Source organism: Rhizobium sp. ZW T2_16 (genome assembly GCF_044987325.1).
In the GTDB taxonomy this organism is placed as follows: domain Bacteria; phylum Pseudomonadota; class Alphaproteobacteria; order Rhizobiales; family Rhizobiaceae; genus Neorhizobium; species Neorhizobium cellulosilyticum.
The window spans coordinates 60,136-79,880 of the sequence record NZ_JBJDRG010000012.1 but is presented as its reverse complement, the minus strand read 5'-3'; the positions used below and the strand labels follow the sequence as shown (position 1 = coordinate 79,880).

At 59.7% G+C, this 19,745-nt stretch carries 19 protein-coding genes; 8 read left to right on the top strand and 11 right to left on the bottom strand.

Features of this window, described 5'->3' with window-relative positions; genetic code table 11:
• The first annotated feature begins 12 nt into the window (after positions 1-12).
• Positions 13-2,109 (top strand): bifunctional rhamnulose-1-phosphate aldolase/short-chain dehydrogenase, encoded by a 2,097-nt coding sequence (locus tag ACI3K0_RS22560; RefSeq protein ID WP_206828588.1) that lies wholly within the window; start codon positions 13-15, stop codon positions 2,107-2,109.
• Positions 2,110-2,157: 48 nt separating this feature from the next.
• Here ACI3K0_RS22560 and ACI3K0_RS22555 read toward each other — a convergent pair whose 3' ends face one another.
• Complete coding sequence (locus tag ACI3K0_RS22555; protein WP_148146741.1) at positions 2,158-2,316, bottom strand: YqaE/Pmp3 family membrane protein; 159 nt, start codon at positions 2,314-2,316, stop codon at positions 2,158-2,160.
• A gap of 76 nt (positions 2,317-2,392) precedes the next feature.
• On the opposite strand from ACI3K0_RS22555, the gene rhaI reads away from it, so the two are divergent.
• On the top strand, positions 2,393-3,685 hold the full coding sequence (rhaI, locus tag ACI3K0_RS22550) for an L-rhamnose catabolism isomerase (protein ID WP_404946289.1): 1,293 nt from the start codon (positions 2,393-2,395) through the stop codon (positions 3,683-3,685).
• A 205-nt stretch (positions 3,686-3,890) separates the two neighbouring features.
• Here rhaI and repC read toward each other — a convergent pair whose 3' ends face one another.
• The 3 genes from repC to repA form a co-directional block, all read right to left on the bottom strand.
• The gene (repC, locus tag ACI3K0_RS22545) at positions 3,891-5,108 is read right to left on the bottom strand and encodes a plasmid replication protein RepC (RefSeq protein ID WP_404946288.1); all 1,218 of its coding nucleotides are present in this window, start codon (positions 5,106-5,108) and stop codon (positions 3,891-3,893) included.
• A gap of 159 nt (positions 5,109-5,267) precedes the next feature.
• Positions 5,268-6,248, bottom strand: coding sequence for a plasmid partitioning protein RepB (gene repB, locus ACI3K0_RS22540; RefSeq protein ID WP_148146736.1), 981 nt, complete (start codon positions 6,246-6,248; stop codon positions 5,268-5,270).
• A complete protein-coding gene (gene repA / locus ACI3K0_RS22535; protein WP_148146734.1) occupies positions 6,248-7,444 on the bottom strand; it encodes a plasmid partitioning protein RepA in 1,197 nt (398 codons plus the stop codon). The genes repB and repA overlap by 1 nt, the downstream gene beginning before the upstream one ends.
• Positions 7,445-7,982: 538 nt before the next feature.
• On the opposite strand from repA, the gene ACI3K0_RS22530 reads away from it, so the two are divergent.
• The 3 genes from ACI3K0_RS22530 to ACI3K0_RS22520 all read left to right on the top strand — a co-directional run bounded on the left by ACI3K0_RS22530 (position 7,983) and on the right by ACI3K0_RS22520 (position 9,029).
• Complete coding sequence (locus ACI3K0_RS22530) at positions 7,983-8,183, top strand: hypothetical protein (RefSeq protein WP_148146733.1); 201 nt, start codon at positions 7,983-7,985, stop codon at positions 8,181-8,183.
• A 445-nt stretch (positions 8,184-8,628) separates the two neighbouring features.
• Positions 8,629-8,793, top strand: a complete 165-nt coding sequence (locus ACI3K0_RS22525) for a hypothetical protein (RefSeq protein ID WP_183685548.1) — start codon at positions 8,629-8,631, stop codon at positions 8,791-8,793.
• A 65-nt stretch (positions 8,794-8,858) separates the two neighbouring features.
• The gene (locus ACI3K0_RS22520; protein WP_183826587.1) at positions 8,859-9,029 is read left to right on the top strand and encodes a hypothetical protein; all 171 of its coding nucleotides are present in this window, start codon (positions 8,859-8,861) and stop codon (positions 9,027-9,029) included.
• A 108-nt stretch (positions 9,030-9,137) separates the two neighbouring features.
• Here ACI3K0_RS22520 and ACI3K0_RS22515 read toward each other — a convergent pair whose 3' ends face one another.
• Both ACI3K0_RS22515 and ACI3K0_RS22510 read right to left on the bottom strand, forming a co-directional pair.
• Positions 9,138-10,268 carry a M24 family metallopeptidase gene (locus ACI3K0_RS22515; RefSeq protein WP_404946287.1) on the bottom strand — a complete coding sequence of 377 codons (1,131 nt, stop codon included), beginning with the start codon at positions 10,266-10,268 and terminating at the stop codon, positions 9,138-9,140.
• 32 nt (positions 10,269-10,300) lie between these two features.
• Positions 10,301-11,002 (bottom strand): type 1 glutamine amidotransferase, encoded by a 702-nt coding sequence (locus tag ACI3K0_RS22510; protein WP_148146729.1) that lies wholly within the window; start codon positions 11,000-11,002, stop codon positions 10,301-10,303.
• Positions 11,003-11,148: 146 nt separating this feature from the next.
• On the opposite strand from ACI3K0_RS22510, the gene ACI3K0_RS22505 reads away from it, so the two are divergent.
• Entirely contained in the window at positions 11,149-11,907 is a 759-nt protein-coding gene (locus tag ACI3K0_RS22505) for a LamB/YcsF family protein (RefSeq protein ID WP_206828579.1), read from the top strand.
• 144 nt (positions 11,908-12,051) lie between these two features.
• Here ACI3K0_RS22505 and ACI3K0_RS22500 read toward each other — a convergent pair whose 3' ends face one another.
• From ACI3K0_RS22500 to ACI3K0_RS22480, 5 genes are read right to left on the bottom strand one after another with little or no spacing between them, the layout of a single operon-like run.
• Positions 12,052-12,996: a biotin-dependent carboxyltransferase family protein gene (locus ACI3K0_RS22500; protein ID WP_404946286.1), complete on the bottom strand. Its 945-nt coding sequence runs from the start codon at positions 12,994-12,996 to the stop codon at positions 12,052-12,054.
• Complete coding sequence (gene pxpB / locus ACI3K0_RS22495) at positions 12,993-13,754, bottom strand: 5-oxoprolinase subunit PxpB (RefSeq protein ID WP_206828574.1); 762 nt, start codon at positions 13,752-13,754, stop codon at positions 12,993-12,995. The genes ACI3K0_RS22500 and pxpB overlap by 4 nt, the downstream gene beginning before the upstream one ends.
• Before the next feature lie 21 nt (positions 13,755-13,775).
• Entirely contained in the window at positions 13,776-14,729 is a 954-nt protein-coding gene (locus ACI3K0_RS22490; protein WP_404946285.1) for an NAD(P)-dependent oxidoreductase, read from the bottom strand.
• A gap of 2 nt (positions 14,730-14,731) precedes the next feature.
• A complete protein-coding gene (locus ACI3K0_RS22485; RefSeq protein ID WP_404946284.1) occupies positions 14,732-16,045 on the bottom strand; it encodes a hydantoinase/carbamoylase family amidase in 1,314 nt (437 codons plus the stop codon).
• Positions 16,042-16,701, bottom strand: coding sequence for a GntR family transcriptional regulator (locus ACI3K0_RS22480; protein WP_206828571.1), 660 nt, complete (start codon positions 16,699-16,701; stop codon positions 16,042-16,044). The genes ACI3K0_RS22485 and ACI3K0_RS22480 overlap by 4 nt, the downstream gene beginning before the upstream one ends.
• Before the next feature lie 242 nt (positions 16,702-16,943).
• Here ACI3K0_RS22480 and ACI3K0_RS22475 point away from each other — a divergent pair, with 242 nt between their 5' ends.
• Both ACI3K0_RS22475 and ACI3K0_RS22470 read left to right on the top strand, forming a co-directional pair.
• Positions 16,944-18,113: a Xaa-Pro peptidase family protein gene (locus tag ACI3K0_RS22475; RefSeq protein WP_286195033.1), complete on the top strand. Its 1,170-nt coding sequence runs from the start codon at positions 16,944-16,946 to the stop codon at positions 18,111-18,113.
• 81 nt (positions 18,114-18,194) lie between these two features.
• On the top strand, positions 18,195-19,745 hold the full coding sequence (locus ACI3K0_RS22470) for an ABC transporter substrate-binding protein (RefSeq protein WP_206828569.1): 1,551 nt from the start codon (positions 18,195-18,197) through the stop codon (positions 19,743-19,745).

The window sequence follows — 19,745 nt, the reverse complement described above, 5'->3', positions numbered from 1 at the left end:
AGGGAGGACGACATGTCGGGCCAAATCCGCCTTCTCGATAACCGCTGGGATGATGCTTACGCTGCCAAACTCGATGAGCCGGGCAAGCTGCTTTATCGCTCCAATCTTCTGGGCAGCGATAAACGCATCACCAATTACGGCGGCGGCAACACGTCCGCCAAGGTCATGGAAACCGATCCGTTGACCGGAAGTCAGGTCAAGGTCATGTGGGTCAAGGGTTCCGGCGGCGATGTCGGCACCATCAAGCTTGATGGCTTCTCCACTCTCTATATGGACAAGCTGGACGCACTCAAAGGCATCTACAAGGGTGTCGAAGATGAAGACCGCATGGTCGGCTTCCTGCCCCATTGCACTTTCAACCTCAATCCGCGCGCCGCATCCATCGATACGCCGCTGCACGGTTTCGTGCCGTTTACGCATGTCGACCACATGCACCCGGATGCGATCATCGCGATCGCCGCTTCGAAGAATTCGAAGGAACTCACCCAAAAAATCTTCGGCAGCGATATCGGCTGGCTGCCCTGGCGCCGCCCCGGTTTCCAGCTCGGGCTGGATCTAGAAGCCTTCGTGAAAGCCAACCCGACCGCCAAGGGTGTGGTTCTGGAAAGCCATGGCCTGTTCACCTGGGCAGACGACGCCAAGGATTGCTACCTGCTGACGCTCGACATCATCAACAAGGCGATCGAGTGGTTTGCCAGGGAGACCGAAGGCAAGACGATCTTCGGCGGTGCCGTCACAAAGAGCCTCGGCGCTGAAGAACGCCGCGCCATTGCAGCCAGGCTGATGCCGGAAATCCGTGGCCGGATCGGCAAGGCTGAACGCAAGCTCGGTCATTTCGACGATCAGGATGCCGTGCTCGAATTCGTCAATTCGAAGCACCTCGCACCGCTGGGCGCACTCGGCACCTCCTGCCCGGACCACTTTCTGCGCACCAAAATCCGCCCGCTGATCGTCGATTTCGATCCGGCAAAGCCGGATGCGGATGCCGTGGTTGCCGGCCTCGACAAGGCGCTGGAAGATTACCGCGCCGATTACACCCGCTACTACGAGACTTGTAAACACGACAACTCGCCAAAGATGCGTGACCCCAACCCGGTCATCTTCCTGGTTCCGGGCGTCGGCATGCTCTCCTTTGCCAAGGACAAGGCGACCGCCCGCATCGCCGGCGAGTTTTATGTCAACGCAATCAATGTCATGCGTGGCGCTTCGACCGTTTCCGAATATCAGGGCCTGCCGGAACAGGAAGCCTTCGATATCGAATACTGGCTGCTGGAAGAGGCGAAGCTGCAGCGCATGCCGAAGCCGAAAAGCCTGGCAGGACAGGTGGCATTCGTCACCGGCGGTGCCGGCGGCATCGGCCGCGCCACCGCAACCCGCCTGATCGGCGAGGGTGCCTGCGTGGTTCTGGCGGATATCGATCAGAATGCGCTCACGGAAACGGAAGCGGATTTCGCCAAGCGCTTCGGTGCCGACGCCGTACGTGGCGTCAAGCTGGATGTGACCGATGAAAATGCTGTGGCAAAGGCCTTTGTCGAAGCCTCCGTCGAATTCGGCGGCGTGGACATCCTCGTCTCCAATGCCGGCATCGCCTCTTCGGCACCGGTGGAAGACACTACGCTTGCGATTTGGAACAAGAATATCGACATTCTGGCGACAGGCTATTTTCTGGTATCCCGCGAGGCCTTCCGCCTGTTCCGTCGCCAGAAGATCGGCGGCAACGTCGTCTTTGTTGCCTCGAAGAACGGTTTGGCCTCTTCGCCTAACGCTTCGGCCTATTGCACGGCCAAGGCTGCGGAAATCCATCTCGCCCGTTGCCTCGCTCTGGAAGGAGCCGATGCCGGTATCCGCGTCAACACTGTCAACCCGGATGCCGTTCTGCGCGGCTCGAAAATCTGGAGTGGCGAGTGGCGCGAACAGCGGGCGACGTCTTCCAAGATCGACGTGACCGAGCTGGAGGAACACTACCGCAAGCGTTCGATGCTCAAGCTCAACGTCTTCCCGGAAGACATTGCGGAGGCGATCTACTTCCTCGCCTCGGACCTCTCGGCCAAATCGACCGGCAACATCATCAATGTCGATGCCGGTAACGCCCAGAGTTTTACCCGCTAAGCACATCTGCCTGCTACCGTGGAATTTGATCCCGGTGGCAGGTCGCGGCTACTTGCGCAGAATGACCCAGATCGCGTGAATGATCCCGGGCACATAGCCGCAAAGTGTCAGCAGAATATTCAGCCAGAAATGCAGGCCGATGCCGACCTGTAGGAACACGCCCACAGGCGGCAGGATGATGGCGAGAAGGATGCGAATGACGTCCATGAAATCCTCGTCTTTGAAATAATTGCACACGATAACGCAGCCAGCGCCGGTTCGTTCGCCTGGCGGAGGAGGAAAAATGACGGATCAGATGATTTCCGCCGATGTGATCGGCGAACACAACAAAAACAATGAGGTAGCGCTCGCCTCCGACTATGCCGCGCTTGGAGAAAACCTGTCCCGCCGCGGTGTAGATATCGAAGCGATCACCAACAAGGTCTCGGAATTCTTCGTTGCCGTTCCCTCCTGGGGTGTCGGTACCGGCGGCACGCGCTTTGCCCGCTTTCCGGGGCAGGGCGAACCGCGCGGCATCTTCGACAAGCTGGAAGATTGCTCCGTCATCAATGAGCTGACCCGCGCGACGCCGACCGTCTCGCTGCATATTCCCTGGGACAAGACCGATCCGAAAGACCTGAAGGCAAAGGGAAATTCGCTCGGCCTCGGCTTCGATGCGATGAATTCCAACACCTTCTCTGATGCACCCGGCCAGGCGCATTCCTATAAATACGGCTCGCTCAGCCACACCGATGCCGCCACCCGCGCCCAGGCTGTCGAGCACAATATCGAATGTATCGAGATCGGTAACGCCATCGGCTCCAAGGCTTTGACCGTCTGGATCGGCGACGGTTCCAACTTCCCGGGCCAGGCTAATTTCACCCGCCAGTTCGAACGCTATCTCGCGTCGATGGCCGATATCTACAAGGCACTGCCGGACGACTGGCGGCTGTTTTCCGAACACAAGATGTACGAACCGGCCTTCTATTCCACGGTCGTGCAGGACTGGGGCAGCAATCTGCTGATCGCCCAGACGCTCGGTGACAAGGCTTTCTGCCTCGTCGACCTCGGCCACCATGCGCCCAATACCAATATCGAAATGATCGTTGCTCGCCTTATCCAGTTCAAGAAACTCGGAGGCTTCCACTTCAACGATTCCAAATATGGCGATGACGATCTCGATGCGGGTTCGATCGACCCCTATCGCCTGTTCCTCGTCTTCAACGAACTGGTCGATGCCGAAAACCGTGGGGTCAAGGGTTTCCATCCGGCCCACATGATCGACCAGTCGCATAACGTCACCGATCCAATCGAGAGCCTGATATCAAGCGCGAACGAAATCCGCCGTGCCTATGCCCAGGCCCTGCTCGTCGATCGCAAGGCGCTGGACGGATACCAGCAGGACAACGATGCCCTGATGGCAACCGATACGCTGAAGCGCGCCTACCGCACCGATGTCGAGCCGATCCTTGCCGAAGCCCGTCGCCGTGCCGGTGGCGCAATCGATCCGATCGCCGCCTATCGCAAGAGCGGTTATCGGAAGAAGGTTGCAGGCGAGCGCCCGGCCGTCGTGGGTGGTAGCGGCGGCATCGTCTGATATTCGAAACCCGGTTGGGGCCGTTCCTACAAAGTAGGAGCGGCCCTTTTCTTATTGTCTCTTCTCCACCGCGACACTTATTACAGGCGCATTCGTCTCGATAGAGATCTTTATCGTCAAAGAAAGTCCTTCACTTCCGCGTATCTAACGGAAATATTTGAAGAAAATAGGGATTTTGACTGCCGTCAACGACGGGTTTTGAAAGCTATCCCGTTCGCTTGAGGCCCTCACTCGCATTGGCCCTTATCAACGCCATCAGCATCGGCCCCAGCGAGAACTCGGCACGCCCCGCCCTTGCCGACAGGTCTCTCAGATAACCACCAGCGGAATTAATATGTCCGGCACGCTCAAGAATGCAGGCCAGTGCCACGGCCGCATTTTCCTGCCCGAGTGTTTCGGAGGCTTGCTGATATGCTGACGGGCTGACACCCAGCATGGAGCGAACCAGAACGGCGGTTGCGATGAAATCACGCCAATTGCCGATCTGACCGCCTCTCGCATAATCCAGCATCTGCGGGCAGGCCCGCAGCACCATGCTCAGCGGAAACGTTTTTGGCGTCTCGTTCTGCCTGAGCTTGGTTGGCTCGGTTTTTCCTTCAAGCTCCTTCTCAGAGCCACGTTCAAGTTCATAGATGGATTCGGAATCTGAATTCTGTATGTGGCATCCATTTTGGATGTCATTGGTATCTGTTTTTTCGGTTTTTACCTGCGTTTCCAGACGATTGACGATTTCCGCACGCAGCCCGTCCATTTCGCGGAGTACGGTTTCGACCGTTTCCCGATTGGGGGAACGCGGCAGACGGGAAATCATGGCTTCGTAGATCTCTTCCAGCATGCACCAGTCACCCTCCGCACCTTCTTCCACGGCGGCGGTGAGAAGCTTGCGGATGTCACGACGGCAAAGGGTGAGGGCTTCCTTGGCGCGCTTGAAGCGGATCTTTTCGGCAGCGACCTGTTGTGCAAGTCCGGCAAGCTCGGCAGCACGCAGCATCAGTGGCTCGAGGTCGAAACCGTAAGCGTCTTCTATCTGGCCGCCATGTCCGCGATGAGCGTAGCGCTTGCCGTTCGGGCTGTCGCGACGATGGATGAGACCGGCTTCGATCAGGGCCGCAAGATGACGCCGCAGGGTCGTGCCGGCAATGCCATGAGCACGAACAGAAAGCTGCGCATTCGATGGAAAGACGACAAGCCTGTCGCCTGCCGCAAATTCGTTCTTCGGATGGAAGGTTAGCAACGCATCGAGAACCGCAAGCGCACGGTCATGCAGACCGAGCAACTGACGCGCTTCGGAGATATCGCGGAACACTTTCCATTTTTCGACAGGACGCTTCATCCGGTCGTCGGACGATTGCAGCTGGCCTTTTACCAAGGCGAGCGTCATCGGCCGCCGCCCGAAAGGCGTCGTCACAAGTCCAGTTCGCATCTTTCCCTTCACCTTTCTTCAGGCAAAAGAAAGCAGCTCACCAAAACGATGCCAAAAACTCTTGACTGTGATTCGTGGAAATGCGATTCTGCAGGTGCTTAATCAGAGAGAAGCTTCCACGACGGAAACGTTTTGGGGGCTTTTTTCTTTTGGTCGGTCCTATTCCTTCATGAGCCGGCGATATTCGGCATAAAGATCGTCCAGGCTGTCGGCGATGAATTCACCGAAACCCACGGCGTCTTTGGCCTTCAATGCCAATGTGTAACTTTTCCCGTCGTTGCGGATTTCGGCCGAGACCGCCCTTGCAACGCCTTCATCCTTGGGAACCCATTTCGACTTCTTCGGCGGCCGTGCATAACCCGAGGCTTTCTTGCGGGTCAGGGCATCGACGACAAAGACAAAACGGGCGTCTCCGTTCAAACCCTCAAGATCGGTCGCAGCGAGAACTTCGCGCAGTTTCGCGAGATTGGCCGGACGTTCGAGAAGCAGCTTGAGTTCATACCAGCGGTCGCGACCCGGCAGCTTGGCCCCACCGATCGCGTCGAGAATGTCACGGGGCATGTTGGCGACCGACATCATCTTGGAGAGCGTCGCCTTGTCCACAGATAAGGCGGTCATCACAATCGTGCTGTCATTGTCGTAGTGTAACTCTGAAAGCCGACGAGCAAAGGTTGCCTTTTCGATGAAGGACAGATCGGCACGAGCAGAATTTTCCTGCCCCTGGGCAATCACATGTTCACGGTCGGAGATCGGCTTGACCACCGCACGAACGTTGCGGCCGAGCGCGGTGGCCGCCTTCAGCCTCCGGTGGCCGAAAACCACCATGTAGCGGCCATCATTATGTGGGTGAGGGCGCACGAGGATAGGGCTGGTCTGCCCGTGTTCGCGAATGGCAGCGACCAGATCCTCGAATGCCTGCGGATCCTCTTCCAGCCTGTCGCGGATAAAGGATTCCTCGATCGTCTCTGGCGAAAGCTCAACGACGGTTTCGCCTTCCAGCATCTTGTCGGCACGTTCGGCCAGCTCGTCGATCGTCGACATGATCGTACGCGACGCGCCCTTGACGGCGTAATCGAGCGCCACGCCGTTATCCGGCCGGTCCTCATTCATCACATTGGCAAACGGGTTTTTGCGCGCCATCACATCCTCCCCCAGGCCCGGTGGATCAGCCCCTGAATCTCGAAATTGACGCTGTCCATGCAGTCGATGGCGCGGTCATAGGTTTCACGGGTGAAATTCGCGCGCTCGACTTCATAGAGCGTCTGCTTGGTCAGACCGGCATCGGAGATCGCCGTCGACTTCACCATCGGATTTTTCAAAATCTCCTCAGCCAGCATCGATTGCATGAAACCCAGCATCTGGGCCTGCGGAATATCGGTCGGCTCATATCTGGTAATCAGATATCGCAGCCAGTCCATCTCGACATTGGCGCCGGCGCGTTTGATCGTCTTGATGATATTGCCGAGCATCAGCAGGAACTGGCTCATCGACATCAAGTCGAGCATCTGCGGGTGGACGGTGATCAATACCGAGGTGGCGGCTGTCAGTGCAGTCAGCGTCAGGTAACCGAGCTGCGGCGGGCAGTCGACGATCACCACGTCATAACGGTCCTCGACCTGCTGCAGCGCCTTGCCGAGCCGGGTGAAGAAACGCTTGCCCTCGCTCGACGTCTGCATCGCCAGCGGAGTATCGTATTCGTATTCCTGCAGTTCCAGATTGGCCGGAATGATGTCCAGGTCCGGAAAATTGGTCTGCTGAATGATCTCGGCAATCGGCTTCTTCTCGTCGTCATAACGGATAGCGTCATAAAGCGAAGAATTGCGGTCCAGTTCCGGCTGAAAACCGTGAAGTGCGGAAAGCGAGGCCTGTGGGTCGAGATCGATGGCAAGCACACGATGGCCGGTCAGCGCGAGATGCTGGGCAAGATGGGCCGTCGTCGTCGTCTTGCCAGAACCGCCCTTGAAGTTGACGACGGCGATCACCTGCAGCTTGTCGCCATCCTTTCGATGCGGGACGTATTTCTTGGCGTCGGATTTGCCGGTCTTGTCGAGGAAAAAGCGCAGCTCGCGCATCTGCTCGCCGGTATAGAAACGGCGGCCGCCGGTCGACGTCTTCGGGGTCGGTCCCTTGCCTTCGAGATGCAGTCGCTTCAGATTGTTGGGGCTGACGCCGAGATAATGCGCGACTTCGGCCATGGAGAACAGGCGCAACGTCTTTCTTGCATTCGGAGGAAATTTTTCCAGCCGCAACTGGTCGAGGCGACGCGAGATCTCTGCACCTTGGAGCAGGATCTTTTCGTCAAACTCGAAAGACGGCAATTTAGAATGCGCGTTCATGCAGGGAACCGTTCTGGCGATAAAACTCAAGTTTCAGGGAAACTGCCGCCAGTATCCGCCTTTTTCGAAGGCTTACAAGGAATTTCTAGTAAACCGAACCCTTAATCCAACGGAATCGGATTCTGCAAAAACTTATCTAACTATCTGAAAAATATATATTTTATTGTTTACTATGAATGAGGGCCGGTGTCGAACACCTTAGCCGGCAGCCGTAGGGCTGGCGAGTAAGCGGCCGGTTTTGTCGCCGGAAAGTGAGAATCAGTATCAAGAGAATCAAAGTGAGTCCTGCCGGCCGGCTTGCGGGCATGCACGCGGCAGCGGAGGCGGGAAAATCGGATTGGACAGTGCGGGGGAAGCGCACTTCAGTCTCAGGTTTTCGCGCAATCACTGACCGGGCGATCAAATGCCGCAGGCGAAATTGACGGCAACGACCCTTTTAGTGGTTGCCAAGCTTTATCCCTTATTTTAGAATCATTCTAATATTTATGAGTTTGGGTCTCAGGTTTTGAGCCCAACATTTGAAGAAGGAGAGCTACCCATGTCGAAAGATACTTCCTGCAAAGCCTGTTCGTTTTATGAAGATCACGTCGTAAACGCCGGTTCGGCTCCGGCAGATGCTGGTCTCTGTCGCGTCAACCCGCCGGTCACGCAGCCGGCGGCCGATGCCCGCGGCTTCTGGCCGGTGGTTTCCGCTAACGACTGGTGCGGTCAGTTTGAAGGCGATGCCAAGGCTGCTTGATAGCGCCGGACATTCAGAATTAGAAAGGGTGGCTTTCGAGCCGCCTTTTTTTGCAGCCGTTTCCCGCAGCGGGGTCGAAATATTCGGCAGAATCTATGTTTAGATCGCATCGATTATTGGGACACGTAGTGCGTCGGTCATCTCCGACTGGCAATCCGGTTCAGGCTCTCGACACGCAGTTAGTCAATGATCCCCAGGCGGGCCGCGCCGGTAGCGATTGGGCTCTCAGCCTTCGATGAATGGTTTTGTCGTTGAAAAGGCGACCTTTATACCCTCCGACCGGAGCTTCATTCGATTAACCGCGGCGTTGGCTGTTCATCTGCCGAGATTTAGCGAGAGAAGCGGGATGGAGACGGCCTGCGTCAGTGCCTCGATATCTTCGCCGGAGAAGAGGTCACGGGAAATGAGACGGGAAAGCACGGTGCGCCGTTAGGTGAGGGGCCTTATGGTAGGTTCGTTAAATCGCATCAGTTCTTCCGCTTCGGCGGGCCGGCTTTTCAGGCAGGGAGGGCCGGAAGAGATCATCCGCGAGGACGTCCCGACCGAGACCTGCGAGACCGGTTTCAAGGTGCGCGAGATGGACGGAAAACGGATCGCAACTTTCTATTGAGGGTGATCGGTGCTGCGCCTCCGTTGCCGATTGGCTTTCGCCAAAGGCTCGGCTAGAACGATCTTATGAGCGACAATGTCATCAAGTTCCAGCGGCCGAAACAGCCGAAGCCGCCGCGCCAGACGCCGCCGTGGCTGAAGCGGGTTATTACTATTCTCGTGGTGATCGCCGCCTTTGCGGCGATCTATGCCTATTACAGCCTTGCCGGAACACCGCCACAGGGTGTTCCGGGGTAGAGCACTTCCGCCTTTCTTCGAAAGGCGAAACAGCTCTATCTCTTTGTTTTAACGCAATTCCGGACGCAAAACCGGTTCCCACTTTTGCTGGAATTGCTTTAGGTCGGCTTACTTGACGAAGAGCTGGCGCGGGAAGTTGGTCAGCTTTTCATAGCCGGTTTCGGTGATCGTGATCGTTTCCGACATGCCGAAACCGCGGGCGAGCACGTAAGTATGGAAAGTCTGGCCGGGTTCGAAGACCCAGGTGCTGTTTTCCGCCGATTCCAGCGGCTCGCCGCCGTTGGGCTGCAGGAGCAGGCCGACGGAATAGAAGGTCTTGTTGGTGTAAGTCTCGCGCAGGCCCGCCGAGAGCACGCCGTCCCGATAGATCGCATCCGGCACACGCACCGAAACGCCCGGCTTCACTTCGCGGATTGCTGCATCCTGAATGGCGATCAGCTGCTCGACGACTTTGTAATCATCATCCTGCACCGGCCCGACGCGGATCGGGCGCATGAAGCGGGCGTGGTAGTGTTTTACGTTCGGCGTAGTCTCGATCTGGACAATGTCACCGGCTTCCAGCACCCGGTCGGAATAACCGCCATGCAGGTGGAAGGCGCGTTCGCCCGAGGACATGACGCCCGGGCCTGGCAGGTCGGAACCGGCGCGGATCATCGCGGCGCAGATTTCGGCTGCCATTTCGCGCTCGGTGACACCGACGGCGGCGCTGTCTATCGCTGCCCGCATGCCGGCTTCGGCGGCCCTTGCCGCACGGCGCTGATAGGCGATTTCGGCGGGCGACTTGATGAGGCGCATCTGTGGCGTCATGGCGCTCTCGTCCTGCCAGACGATGCCGGGAAGAGCGGATTTCAGATATTCGTAACGGCCGGCCGAGAGCGGCCAGGCGGAAAGCTCGATGCCGAGCTTGGCGGTTTTGCCGATGCGACTTTCTATGGCGGAGGCGGCAACGGCCATGCGGTCGTCGCTGTCTGTCCACATCACCCGGTCGGAGAAAACGCAGGTGCTGTCGAGATAATATTCCTCGACGTCACGGCAGAACAGGGTCGGCTCGCCTTCTGCCGGGATGATGGCAAACTGCAGCGTGCCATAGGCGCGGGTGAAATAACCGGTGAGCCAGGTTACGGTCTCCGGCAGGAAGGCGACGAGGCCATCGAGCTGCTTTTTCTTCAGCTCCGCCTGGACGCGGGAGAGGCGGGACAGGAATTCGGCGCGTTCGAACCAGTAGGCGGGCGTAACCATTATTCTTCCTCGATCGGGATGTTTTGGGAAAATCAGGCGTTCTGGACCAGTTCCGCAAAGCGGGTCAGCATGGTCTTGGCCTCGGCGGCTTCGTGGGCCTGTGCCTTGAGGTCATCGATATCGGCGCCATCGAGCGTCATCCGCTCGCGGTTTTCCTCGAACCAGATGACGGCCTGCGCCTTGGTGACTTCCGGATGGCCCTGGATGCCCCAGATATCCTTGTCCTTGTAGCGCCAGATATGGTTGGGGCAGTCGTCGGAATAGGCAAGGATCGTCATGTCCGGGTGGGCGGCCTTCACCTCGTCATTGTGCCAGACGAACATGTAGGCGCTGTCGACCAGATCACGGCAGAGCTTGTCGGTGCGGGCGGCCTCGGTGAGCGGCAGGTCCTTGTAGGCGATCTCGCAGGAGGTGCGGCGGAACACCTGGTCGCGGCCACACAGCGCTGAAGCAAGGATCTGGCTGCCGAAGCAGATGCCGAGCATGGGGATTTCAAGCTCCGCGGCTTCGCGGATCAGATCATGTTCGCGCAGGATGAAGGGCACGTCCTCATAGGCGCCATGCGGGCTGCCGGAGAGAAAAATGCCGTCATAACCCTTCAGCGTCTCGGGGAACTGGCCGTCATAAGCCCAGTAGCGATCGACCTTCAGGCCCCAGGCTTCGAAGCGGTCGTCGAGCTTTGCGATGGACTGAAACTTGCGGCCATTGCCGAGATAAAGAAGGCGTTTGCCCATGTCATTCCCCGTTTTCAAAATCAGCACACCAGTGGTATACCAATGGTGTGCACGGCGCAATCGGGAAATCGTGGCAATCATCCGGTGCCGTGTTATGCATCTGAAGGAACAGCTAAAAACGGCCGGACGACTAAAAAGGGGAAGACATGCGCATCGATCTCAACTCCGATCTCGGCGAAGGATTTGGTCCGTGGACGATGGGCGATGATGCGGCGATGCTCGATATCGTCAGTACCGCCAACATTGCCTGCGGGTTCCATGCCGGTGACCCGGACATCATGCGCAAGACGGTGCGGCTGGCGAAGCAACGTGGCGTCGCGATCGGCGCGCATCCCGGCTATATGGACCTGATCGGTTTCGGTCGTCGACGTTTGCCGGGACTGAGCCTTTCCGAAGTGGAATCGCTGGTGGCTTATCAGGTCGGGGCGCTGGCTGCGGTCGCAGCCCTCGAAGGCCATCCGATGACACATGTGAAGACCCATGGGGCGCTCGGCAATGTCTGTGCCGATGACGATGAAATGGCGCTTGCCGTCGGCCGTGCGATCAGGGCCGTTGATCCGAAACTTGCCTTCATGGTGATGCCGGGGACGGCCACCGCAAGGGCAGCGGAAACGCTCGGACTGACGGCGATCAACGAGATTTATGCCGACCGGACCTATGCGGACACATTCAATCTCTCGCCGCGCTCTGAAGCAGGCTCGGTGATCCATGATCCCGAACTGCTGGTGAAGCGGGTGATCGAGATGGTGTCGGAAGGTTGCCTGACCTCGACTTCGGGCAAGCGGCTGGAGGTGCCGATCGGGTCCGTCTGCGTGCATGGCGACACGCCCGGGGCGGTGGTTATGGCAAGGCAGTTGCGCGGGGCGCTGGAAAAGGCCGGTTGGGTGATTGGGGCTTCGGTGTAGTGGCGGGGGTGAATACTTCTCCGTCGTCATGCTCGGGCTTGTCCCGAGCATCTGCTGCCGTTCCGACCAGCTGCAACGTCGCAGTCTCGGGCACAGTGGTTAGATCCTCGGGACAAGCCCGAGGATGACGAAGTCGGGTGGTGGTCAGCCTTCGCTCGTCCTGAGACCGGCAATCACGGCGGCAAGGCGGTCGTCGGCGTGGATTGTCTGTTCTTCCGCTAGGTCCGCTGAAATCGCCCGGAACAGAAACTGCTGGCCGGCCGGCAGTTGCGCCAGACGCGCGAGATCGAAGGAGGCGACGGTGGCGATTTTCGGGTAACCGCCGGTCGTCTGGCCGTCGGCGGTCAGCACGATCGGCTTGCCCGATCCGGGCACCTGGATGGAGCCGACGACGGTCGCATCCGAGACGATGTCGTGGCCCTTGAATGCCTGAAGCACGGGACCGTCGAGAACCATGGCCATGCGGTCGCGCGCCGTGGTGGTACGATAGGGCTGGCGCAGAAAGGTCTTCCACGCGTCCTCGTCGAAGTAATCGTCCTGCGGGCCGGGCATGATGGAGATCGGGCCGTGTCCGCGCAGGTAGGGCGTGCCGAGGGTGCGGGGGGCACGTTTTTCGCTATCGCCGAGCGGCAGGATATCGCCGGCGCTAAGCGCCTTGCCGTTCAGGCCGCCGACTGCGGTTCGCAAATGGGTGGAACGGCTGCCGAGCATCTTTGGAATGGCGATGCCGCCGGACATGGCGATGTAACCCCAGACGGCGCCGCGTAAGGCGCCGACGGTCAGCGTTTCGCCGGACCTGAGGAGATGGCTTTCCCAGGTGGAAATCCGTCTACCGGCAATCTCGACCTGACAACTGCCGCCGGTGACGGCGATGAGGGTGTTGCGATCTGCCGTGAACGCGCCGCCGGTGAGGGCGAATTCGATGGCTGCGGCATCGGCATCGTTGCCGACCAGCGCATTGGCAATCGCATGCGCGTCGCGATCCATGGCGCCGGAGGTCGAGACCCCGCGGGCGCGAAAACCGTAACGGCCGTCATCCTGCACCGACATCAGGGGGCCGGCGCGCAGGATGGTAAGGAGAGCGGTCATTCGGCGATCTCCTTCGGTTCGGCAGTGCCGGCCGCGACCTGTGCATCCAATTCGTGTGCTTCATCGATATCGATGCTGCGGAAGGTGATGCGGTCTCCGGCCTTCAGGAGAAAAGGTTTTGCGCGGGCGGGGTCGAAAAGCTTGAACGGCGTGCGGCCGAGAAAGCGCCAGCCGCTCGGGCCGGGGACGGAATTGATGCTCGACTGCCGGCCACCGATGCCGATTGCGCCGGCCTCAATCCGCTGCCGCGGCACGGCAAGCCGTGGCGTATGCAGAATATCCGGCAGGCCGCCGAGATAGGCGAAACCGGGCGCAAAACCGATCATGTAAACCCGGTACACTGCGGAAGCGTGAAGCGCGATGACATCGGCTGCGCTCATGTTTTTCAGCGCGGCGAGTTCGTCGAGATCGGCCTGATGTTCGCCGCCGTAAAGGACGGGAAATTCCAGCAGCCGGCCGGTTTGCGGCGCGGCGATATCATGCGTTGCACGTTGCATCAGTTCCTCGCCGAGAGAGGCTCCGCGCACGAGCTTCGGATCGTAGATCACGGTCAGCGAGCGATAGGTGGGGATGGTTTCGAGAATGCCGTCGATCGGCGCGATCGCAAGCGATGCATAGAGCGACAGGACCTTGAGGTTTGCGGCCTCGCTGACCGTATCCGAAAACTCTATTGCGACGGCGCGGTCGCCGCAGCGAAGGATGCGCGGATAAGTGCTCTCGGATGTGGATTTTGGGCCGGATCGGGGCCTGAAATGCATGTCTTGTCTATCCTGTCGCGGTCAGGTGCCGGTGGCCGGGATTCGTTCGAGAGCGGCGAGTTCGGCCAGAACCTTGCTGGCGACCTGAAAACCGGTCTTTTCGAGGGCCTCGTCGGTCGAGCCGCCGATATGCGGTGTCAGCACGAGATTGGGGCAATCGAGGAGGGGATTGTCGGCGGTAATCGGCTCGATCACAAGCACATCGAGGCCTGCCCCCGCAATGATGCCGTCTTTCAGCGCCGTTGCGAGAGCGTCCTCGTCGATCAGCGCGCCGCGGGCGGTATTGATCAGGATGCCGGTTTTGCCGATCAGCGCCAGGCGGCGGGCGTCGATAAGCGGCTTTTCCTCGGGTATACCGTGCAGCGAGACGACATCGGCCCATTCGCAGAGGCTGTCGAGATCGGGCAGAAGCGTGATGCCGTCGCGCTGCAATTCTTCGGCCGGCGTGTAGCGCGATACGGTGGCGACGTCCATGCCGAAGGCCTGGCCCAGCTTAGCGACCAGCTTGGCGATATGGCCGTAACCGAACAGGCCGACGCGGCGGCCGGAGAGCTCATAGGTGCGGTGATGCTGGCGGAACAGCGTGTCGCCGGTGCGCGAGGCGTTGTCGGCGGCAATCAGCGAGCGCGAGCAGGCAAGCGCCAGCCCGATCACCAGTTCGGCGACCGACTGGGCATTGGCGCCGGGCGTGTTGTGCAGCGGTATGCCGCGTGCGGCAAGCGACGCCTTATGCACCTTGTCGGTGCCGGTGCCGTGAACGCCGACGACCTTCAGATTGGGTGCGGCTTCGATTTCGCGTGCCGAGAGGCCATGATTGCGGGTGATGACCGCAGTTGCGACGGCAAGATAGGGTTCGAGATCTGCAAAGGCGGTGGAGGCAGCAATGTGAACGGTGAGCCCTTTTTCTTCCAGCATGCGGATAGCGCTTTTGGCGATCGGCTGGACGATGAGGCAGTCGCAACGAATATCGGACATGATCAGGCTTTCAATGGCGGGTCGAGGCAGAGCGCGGATACGAGCCGTGCCGCCTCGGTAAAATCGGCAATCTCCATCTGCTCGTCCGGATTATGGCTGCCATTGGCATTGCGGATGAAGACCATGCCGGTCGGCACGCCGGCATCGGCAAACACCGCAGCATCATGGCCCGCACCGCAGGCCATGATTTCGGCCTCGATACCATGCTCCTTTGCCAGTCCGGCGAGCGAGGCGACAATAGCGTCGTCCATCTTCGCCGCTTTGCTGTCGGTCAAACGGCCGAGCTCGAATTTGACCCGATGGTCCGCCTCGATGCGGGCAACCGCATCGGCAACGACGGCCTGCATCTTGGCGAGCGTTTCCGGCTCCTGGCTGCGGACATCGAGTGCAAATGAGAGCTTGCCGGCGATTTTGCTGAAGGCGGCTTCCGAAGCATCGGTTGAAAACTGGCCGAAGGTGACGACGAGATCGGCGCCTTCCGCCTGCAGCCTGTCCCAGGCCTTGTCGAGTTCGACGACCAGAGCCGAGGCCGCACGCACGGCATCGCTGCGATATTCGCGCGGCGTAGCGCCAGAATGGGCATAGGTGCCGATACACTTGGCTTCGCGATAGCGGAAGGAGCCGCGAATGCCGGTGACGATGCCGATCGGCAGCTTCTTCTCGATCAGAACCGGCCCCTGCTCGATATGCGGCTCGATGAACATCGCGATGTTTTTCGGGTCGAGATAAGACTGGCCCGAACGCAGGAATTCGGTGTCGCCGCCGGCGGCATCGATGGCGGCGCCGAGCGAGATCTGGTCAGAAGAGCGCTTGACCTGATCGAGTTCGCGCCCCGTCAGTCGGCCGAGTGCGGCGCGGCTGCCGATATAGGAGGCGCCGAACCAGGTGCTCTCTTCGGCGCGGACCGCCATGACGGTGATATCGCGCGGCGGGCGGATGCCGGCGCGGACATAGCCGGAAATCACCGACAGGCCGAGCAGCACGCCGGCCGCGCCATCGAAATTGCCGCCCATCGGCACGGAATCGAGATGTGAGCCGATAAAAATGCCCGGACCTTCCTCGCGGCCCTTCATCGTCATGTAGAGATTGCAGCCGGGATCGGTCTTTACCTCAAGGCCGAGCTTGCGCGCCTCGCGGCGCACCATGTCATGGGCGATCTGTTCGCCGAGACCGTAGGAGGTTCGGGTGATGCCGCGATTGGTGCCGGTGCGGCGTCGAAGCTCGTCGAACAGCCGTTCGGCGAGAGGGATATCCACAGGGGCGGCGTTGCTGAGCACGGACGTTTCCGTCTGTGCTTTTTCTGCCAAAACGGTCATGCGCGGGTCAGTCTCCCGATAATGCTGTCTTTTACATGTGCGAGGTGATCGCGCATCAGCTGTGCGGCATCGTCACCGCGTCCTTCGCGCAGGGCTGAAACGATGGCCAGATGCTCGCGGCAGGTCGCGTCGAACCGTTCCGGCATGCTTCTCAGGTCGAAGATCTGCGTCTGGCGGCGCAGCGTGCGGATGATATGGGCCAGTTGCGGATTGCCAGCGGCATCGCCGATGCCGCCATGCAGGCGGTCGTCGACATCACGCACGGAGCCGCGATCGGGCTTGCCTTCGCCATCTTCTGGATGGCCGAGAAGCGTGTTGAGATCGGCTTCCAGTTCATCGAGAGCCGAAGCCGGCATATGGCCGGCGGCGAGACGTGCGGCTTCCGGTTCGAGCAGCAGGCGGACCTGCAGCGCATCCATATAGTCCTCGATGCGCATCTGCTTCACCTGAAGGCCGCGGCTTCCCTGGCGGATCAGAAGGCCTTCGCCTTCGAGCATCAGCAGCGCATCGCGGATCGGGGTGCGCGACATGTTGAGCGTTTCGGCCAGACGACGTTCGGTCACCATTGCGCCGGGCTGGGCTGCGCCGGAAAGGATCAGGTTCAATATCTGCTCGTAGGCCTGCAGCGCCAGCCGCTTATCGGTTTCAATCAGCATAAATATCCAGTCCCTCCCTTTAAGGAGACGGCTTCAAATGACTTTCTGGTGCCACACGTTATGGCGGTTGTCACCAGCTGTTGCGCCCAAAGGCTGTCTATCCTCAGCGATCCCTTTTTCCATGCGGTTTTCGGTGCGACGCAATTTTTGTATTCCGCTGGTTGACGAGTGGTATACCAAACCGTATCGTGAAGCAACATCGAGCTTTGACGATCTTGCGAAAGGACGACCCTGTGAGTGCCATGCCGCAACCGAACCTCCCCTTTTCGAAGGCGGAGCATCTGCAGCGACAGGACAAGCTTCGGGCGGAACTTGCGGCGCGCGGCGTCGATGCCATGCTCGTGTTTGCACAGGAAAGCATGTACTGGCTGACCGGCTACGACACCGGCGGCTTCGTCTATTACCAGTGCCTCGTCGTCCCTACCGATGGCCGCAAGCCGGTGCTTCTGACCCGCCGCCCGGATCTGGTGCAGGCGCGTCAGACGAGCATCATCGAGGATATCCGCATCTGGTGGGATGCCGAGGATGCAAACCCGGCCGCCGACCTGAAGGTGATCCTTGAGGAGCTTGGCCTCGGGGGCAAGAAGATCGCCATCGAGCTGAATACCCACGGGCTGACCGGCTGGAACCTCTACCGCACGCAACAGACGATCGGGAACTGGTGCGAGCTGGAAGACGACCGTCACCTGATCCGTTGGCTGCGCGTCTGCAAGTCGCCGGCCGAGATCGAATATACCCGCAAGGCGGCTCGTATTCTGGATACCTCGCTGAATGCCGTGATCGCCGCCGCGCGGCCGGGCATTCTCGACAGCGACCTGAAGGCCACGTATCTGACCTCGATCCTGGGGCAGGGCGCCGACATGCCGCCGAATGCGCCGCTGTTCAATTCCGGCCCGCGCGCCGTTTATGGTCGCGGCGTTTCCGATCCGCGCCGGCTGGAAGAGCAGGACCAGATCCTCGTCGAATATCCCGTCGCCTACCGCCGTTACAACGTGAAGACCGAATGGACGATCCTGTTCGGAAAAGTCTCCGATGCGCATCGCAAGATGTACGACGTCGGCATGGAGACGCTGCGCAGGATGACGGAGATCGCGCGTCCCGGCACGACGCTCGGCGAGATCTTTGATGTTTATGCCGACGGTCTCGACAAGGGCGGCTACAAGCGCGCCCGTTATGGCGCGACCGGTTATTCGGTGGGCTGCACATTCGCGCCGACCAGCATGGACGTGCCGCCGATGATCTATTCCGGCAACCCGACCGTCTGCCAGCCGGGGATGACGCTTTTCTACCACGTGATGAACGGTGACGCCGATACCGGTCTGGCGATGGGCGTGGGCCACACGTTGCTGGTGACGGACGGAGCACCGGAAGTGCTGACCGGATTACCCGATGAGCTGACCGTGATCAGCTGACGGGTCGAGGAATACAGCCGGGAAAAGCACAAAAAAACAGCGCACCGGTTTCTGTCAAAAACAACTTCAGAGGGCAAGAGAATGACGACTTTTATGATTTCCCGCCGCAGCATGGTGATGGGCCTTGCGGCAACCGCGCTTCTTCCCGGCCTCGATCTTTCCGAGGCGCTGGCGGCCGATACGCCGAAGGCCGGCGGCACGCTGAAGATCAGCCATTCGACGCGTATCGCCACGCTGAACGTGCTGAACTGCTCAGGCCCTGCCGAATATCCGGTGGTCGACATGCTCTATTCGGGCCTGACCCGCATGGGCCCGGACAACAAGCCGATGGCCGATCTTGCCGAGCGCTGGGAAGGCAGTGAAGATGCCAAGACCTTCACCTTCTATCTGCGTAAGGGCATCGTTTTCCACGACGGCACGCCCTGCACGGCAGACGATGTGGTTGCCACCTTCCAGGCGATCCTCAATCCCGACATTCCGGCAGCCGCGCGTTCCGTTCTCAACATGATCGAGAAGATCGAGGCCGTGGATCCGACGACCGTCAAGTTCACGCTGAAGACGCCGTTTGCCGACCTGCCGATCTCGACGGCGCATGCCAATGCCCGAATCGTCTCCAAGGCCGCCCTTTCCGGCCCGCGCGAAAAGCTCGACACGACCGCGAACGGCACCGGTCCGTTCAAGCTCGAAACCTATGACAGCGCCCGCATGGTCCGTCTCGTCAAGAACGAGAACTATTTCATCAAGGGCAAGCCCTATCTCGACGGTATCGACATGATGCTGTTCCCCGATCTTGCCGCCGAGAGCGCCAACTTCCTCTCTGGTGCCGTAGACGTCATGCTGGTCGTCCAGCAGGCGGATTTCCAGCGCATCGCCGATGCAACCGGCATTACCGCGCAGCGCATTCCATCGGGCCGCTTCGTCAATATCACCATGCGTCAGGACCAGAAGCCCTTCGATGACGTGCGCGTGCGCAAAGCGCTTGCCATGTCGGTCGACCGTTCGACGTTGGTCGACATCGTGCTCGAAGGCCTCGGCCGCCCGGCCTATGACAACCTCGTTTCGCCGGAATTCCCCTATGCGATCGATACGCCCGAGATTGCTTATGATCCGGCAGGCGCAAAGAAGCTGCTGGCCGAAGCCGGTTATCCCGACGGCATCAAGATCAAGCTCGTTGCTTCCAACCGCCCGGCGATCCGTGCGCAGGTGGCAATCGCGCTGAAGCAGATGGCGCTGCCGGCCGGCTTCGACATCGAAGTCGAAACCATGCCGCATGACACCTATCTCGCCAATGTGTGGATGAAGGGTCAGTTCTACATGGGCTATTGGGGCATGCAGGCCACCGAAGACGCGACCTTCAATCTGCTCCTGACTTCCAACGCGTCCTATGAAGACACTGCCTGGAAGAACAAGGATTTCGACAAGCTGATCGCGGATGCCCGCGCCACTGTCGATCCGGCCAAGCGCAAGGAGCTTTATGCCAAGGCGCAGCAGCTGCAGCTGGACGAAACGCCCTATATCGTTCCGATTTTCGAAGACATCCTGACCGCCAGCGGCAAGGGTGCGGAAGATTGGACGATCGCGCCTCTGTCCCGCTACTACTATGCCGAAAATGTCTGGCTGAATAAGGCCTGA

Excerpts from the sequence above, each read along its gene's own strand:
- ACI3K0_RS22560 (WP_206828588.1), top strand. The coding sequence starts at position 13 with ATGTCGGGCCAAATCCGCCTTCTCGATAACCGCTGGGATGATGCTTAC.
- ACI3K0_RS22555 (WP_148146741.1), bottom strand. The coding sequence starts at position 2,316 with ATGGACGTCATTCGCATCCTTCTCGCCATCATCCTGCCGCCTGTGGGC.
- rhaI (WP_404946289.1), top strand. The coding sequence starts at position 2,393 with ATGACGGATCAGATGATTTCCGCCGATGTGATCGGCGAACACAACAAA.
- repC (WP_404946288.1), bottom strand. The coding sequence starts at position 5,108 with ATGCGAACTGGACTTGTGACGACGCCTTTCGGGCGGCGGCCGATGACG.
- repB (WP_148146736.1), bottom strand. The coding sequence starts at position 6,248 with ATGGCGCGCAAAAACCCGTTTGCCAATGTGATGAATGAGGACCGGCCG.
- repA (WP_148146734.1), bottom strand. The coding sequence starts at position 7,444 with ATGAACGCGCATTCTAAATTGCCGTCTTTCGAGTTTGACGAAAAGATC.
- ACI3K0_RS22530 (WP_148146733.1), top strand. The coding sequence starts at position 7,983 with ATGTCGAAAGATACTTCCTGCAAAGCCTGTTCGTTTTATGAAGATCAC.
- ACI3K0_RS22525 (WP_183685548.1), top strand. The coding sequence starts at position 8,629 with ATGGTAGGTTCGTTAAATCGCATCAGTTCTTCCGCTTCGGCGGGCCGG.
- ACI3K0_RS22520 (WP_183826587.1), top strand. The coding sequence starts at position 8,859 with ATGAGCGACAATGTCATCAAGTTCCAGCGGCCGAAACAGCCGAAGCCG.
- ACI3K0_RS22515 (WP_404946287.1), bottom strand. The coding sequence starts at position 10,268 with ATGGTTACGCCCGCCTACTGGTTCGAACGCGCCGAATTCCTGTCCCGC.
- ACI3K0_RS22510 (WP_148146729.1), bottom strand. The coding sequence starts at position 11,002 with ATGGGCAAACGCCTTCTTTATCTCGGCAATGGCCGCAAGTTTCAGTCC.
- ACI3K0_RS22505 (WP_206828579.1), top strand. The coding sequence starts at position 11,149 with ATGCGCATCGATCTCAACTCCGATCTCGGCGAAGGATTTGGTCCGTGG.
- ACI3K0_RS22500 (WP_404946286.1), bottom strand. The coding sequence starts at position 12,996 with ATGACCGCTCTCCTTACCATCCTGCGCGCCGGCCCCCTGATGTCGGTG.
- pxpB (WP_206828574.1), bottom strand. The coding sequence starts at position 13,754 with ATGCATTTCAGGCCCCGATCCGGCCCAAAATCCACATCCGAGAGCACT.
- ACI3K0_RS22490 (WP_404946285.1), bottom strand. The coding sequence starts at position 14,729 with ATGTCCGATATTCGTTGCGACTGCCTCATCGTCCAGCCGATCGCCAAA.
- ACI3K0_RS22485 (WP_404946284.1), bottom strand. The coding sequence starts at position 16,045 with ATGACCGTTTTGGCAGAAAAAGCACAGACGGAAACGTCCGTGCTCAGC.
- ACI3K0_RS22480 (WP_206828571.1), bottom strand. The coding sequence starts at position 16,701 with ATGCTGATTGAAACCGATAAGCGGCTGGCGCTGCAGGCCTACGAGCAG.
- ACI3K0_RS22475 (WP_286195033.1), top strand. The coding sequence starts at position 16,944 with ATGCCGCAACCGAACCTCCCCTTTTCGAAGGCGGAGCATCTGCAGCGA.
- ACI3K0_RS22470 (WP_206828569.1), top strand. The coding sequence starts at position 18,195 with ATGACGACTTTTATGATTTCCCGCCGCAGCATGGTGATGGGCCTTGCG.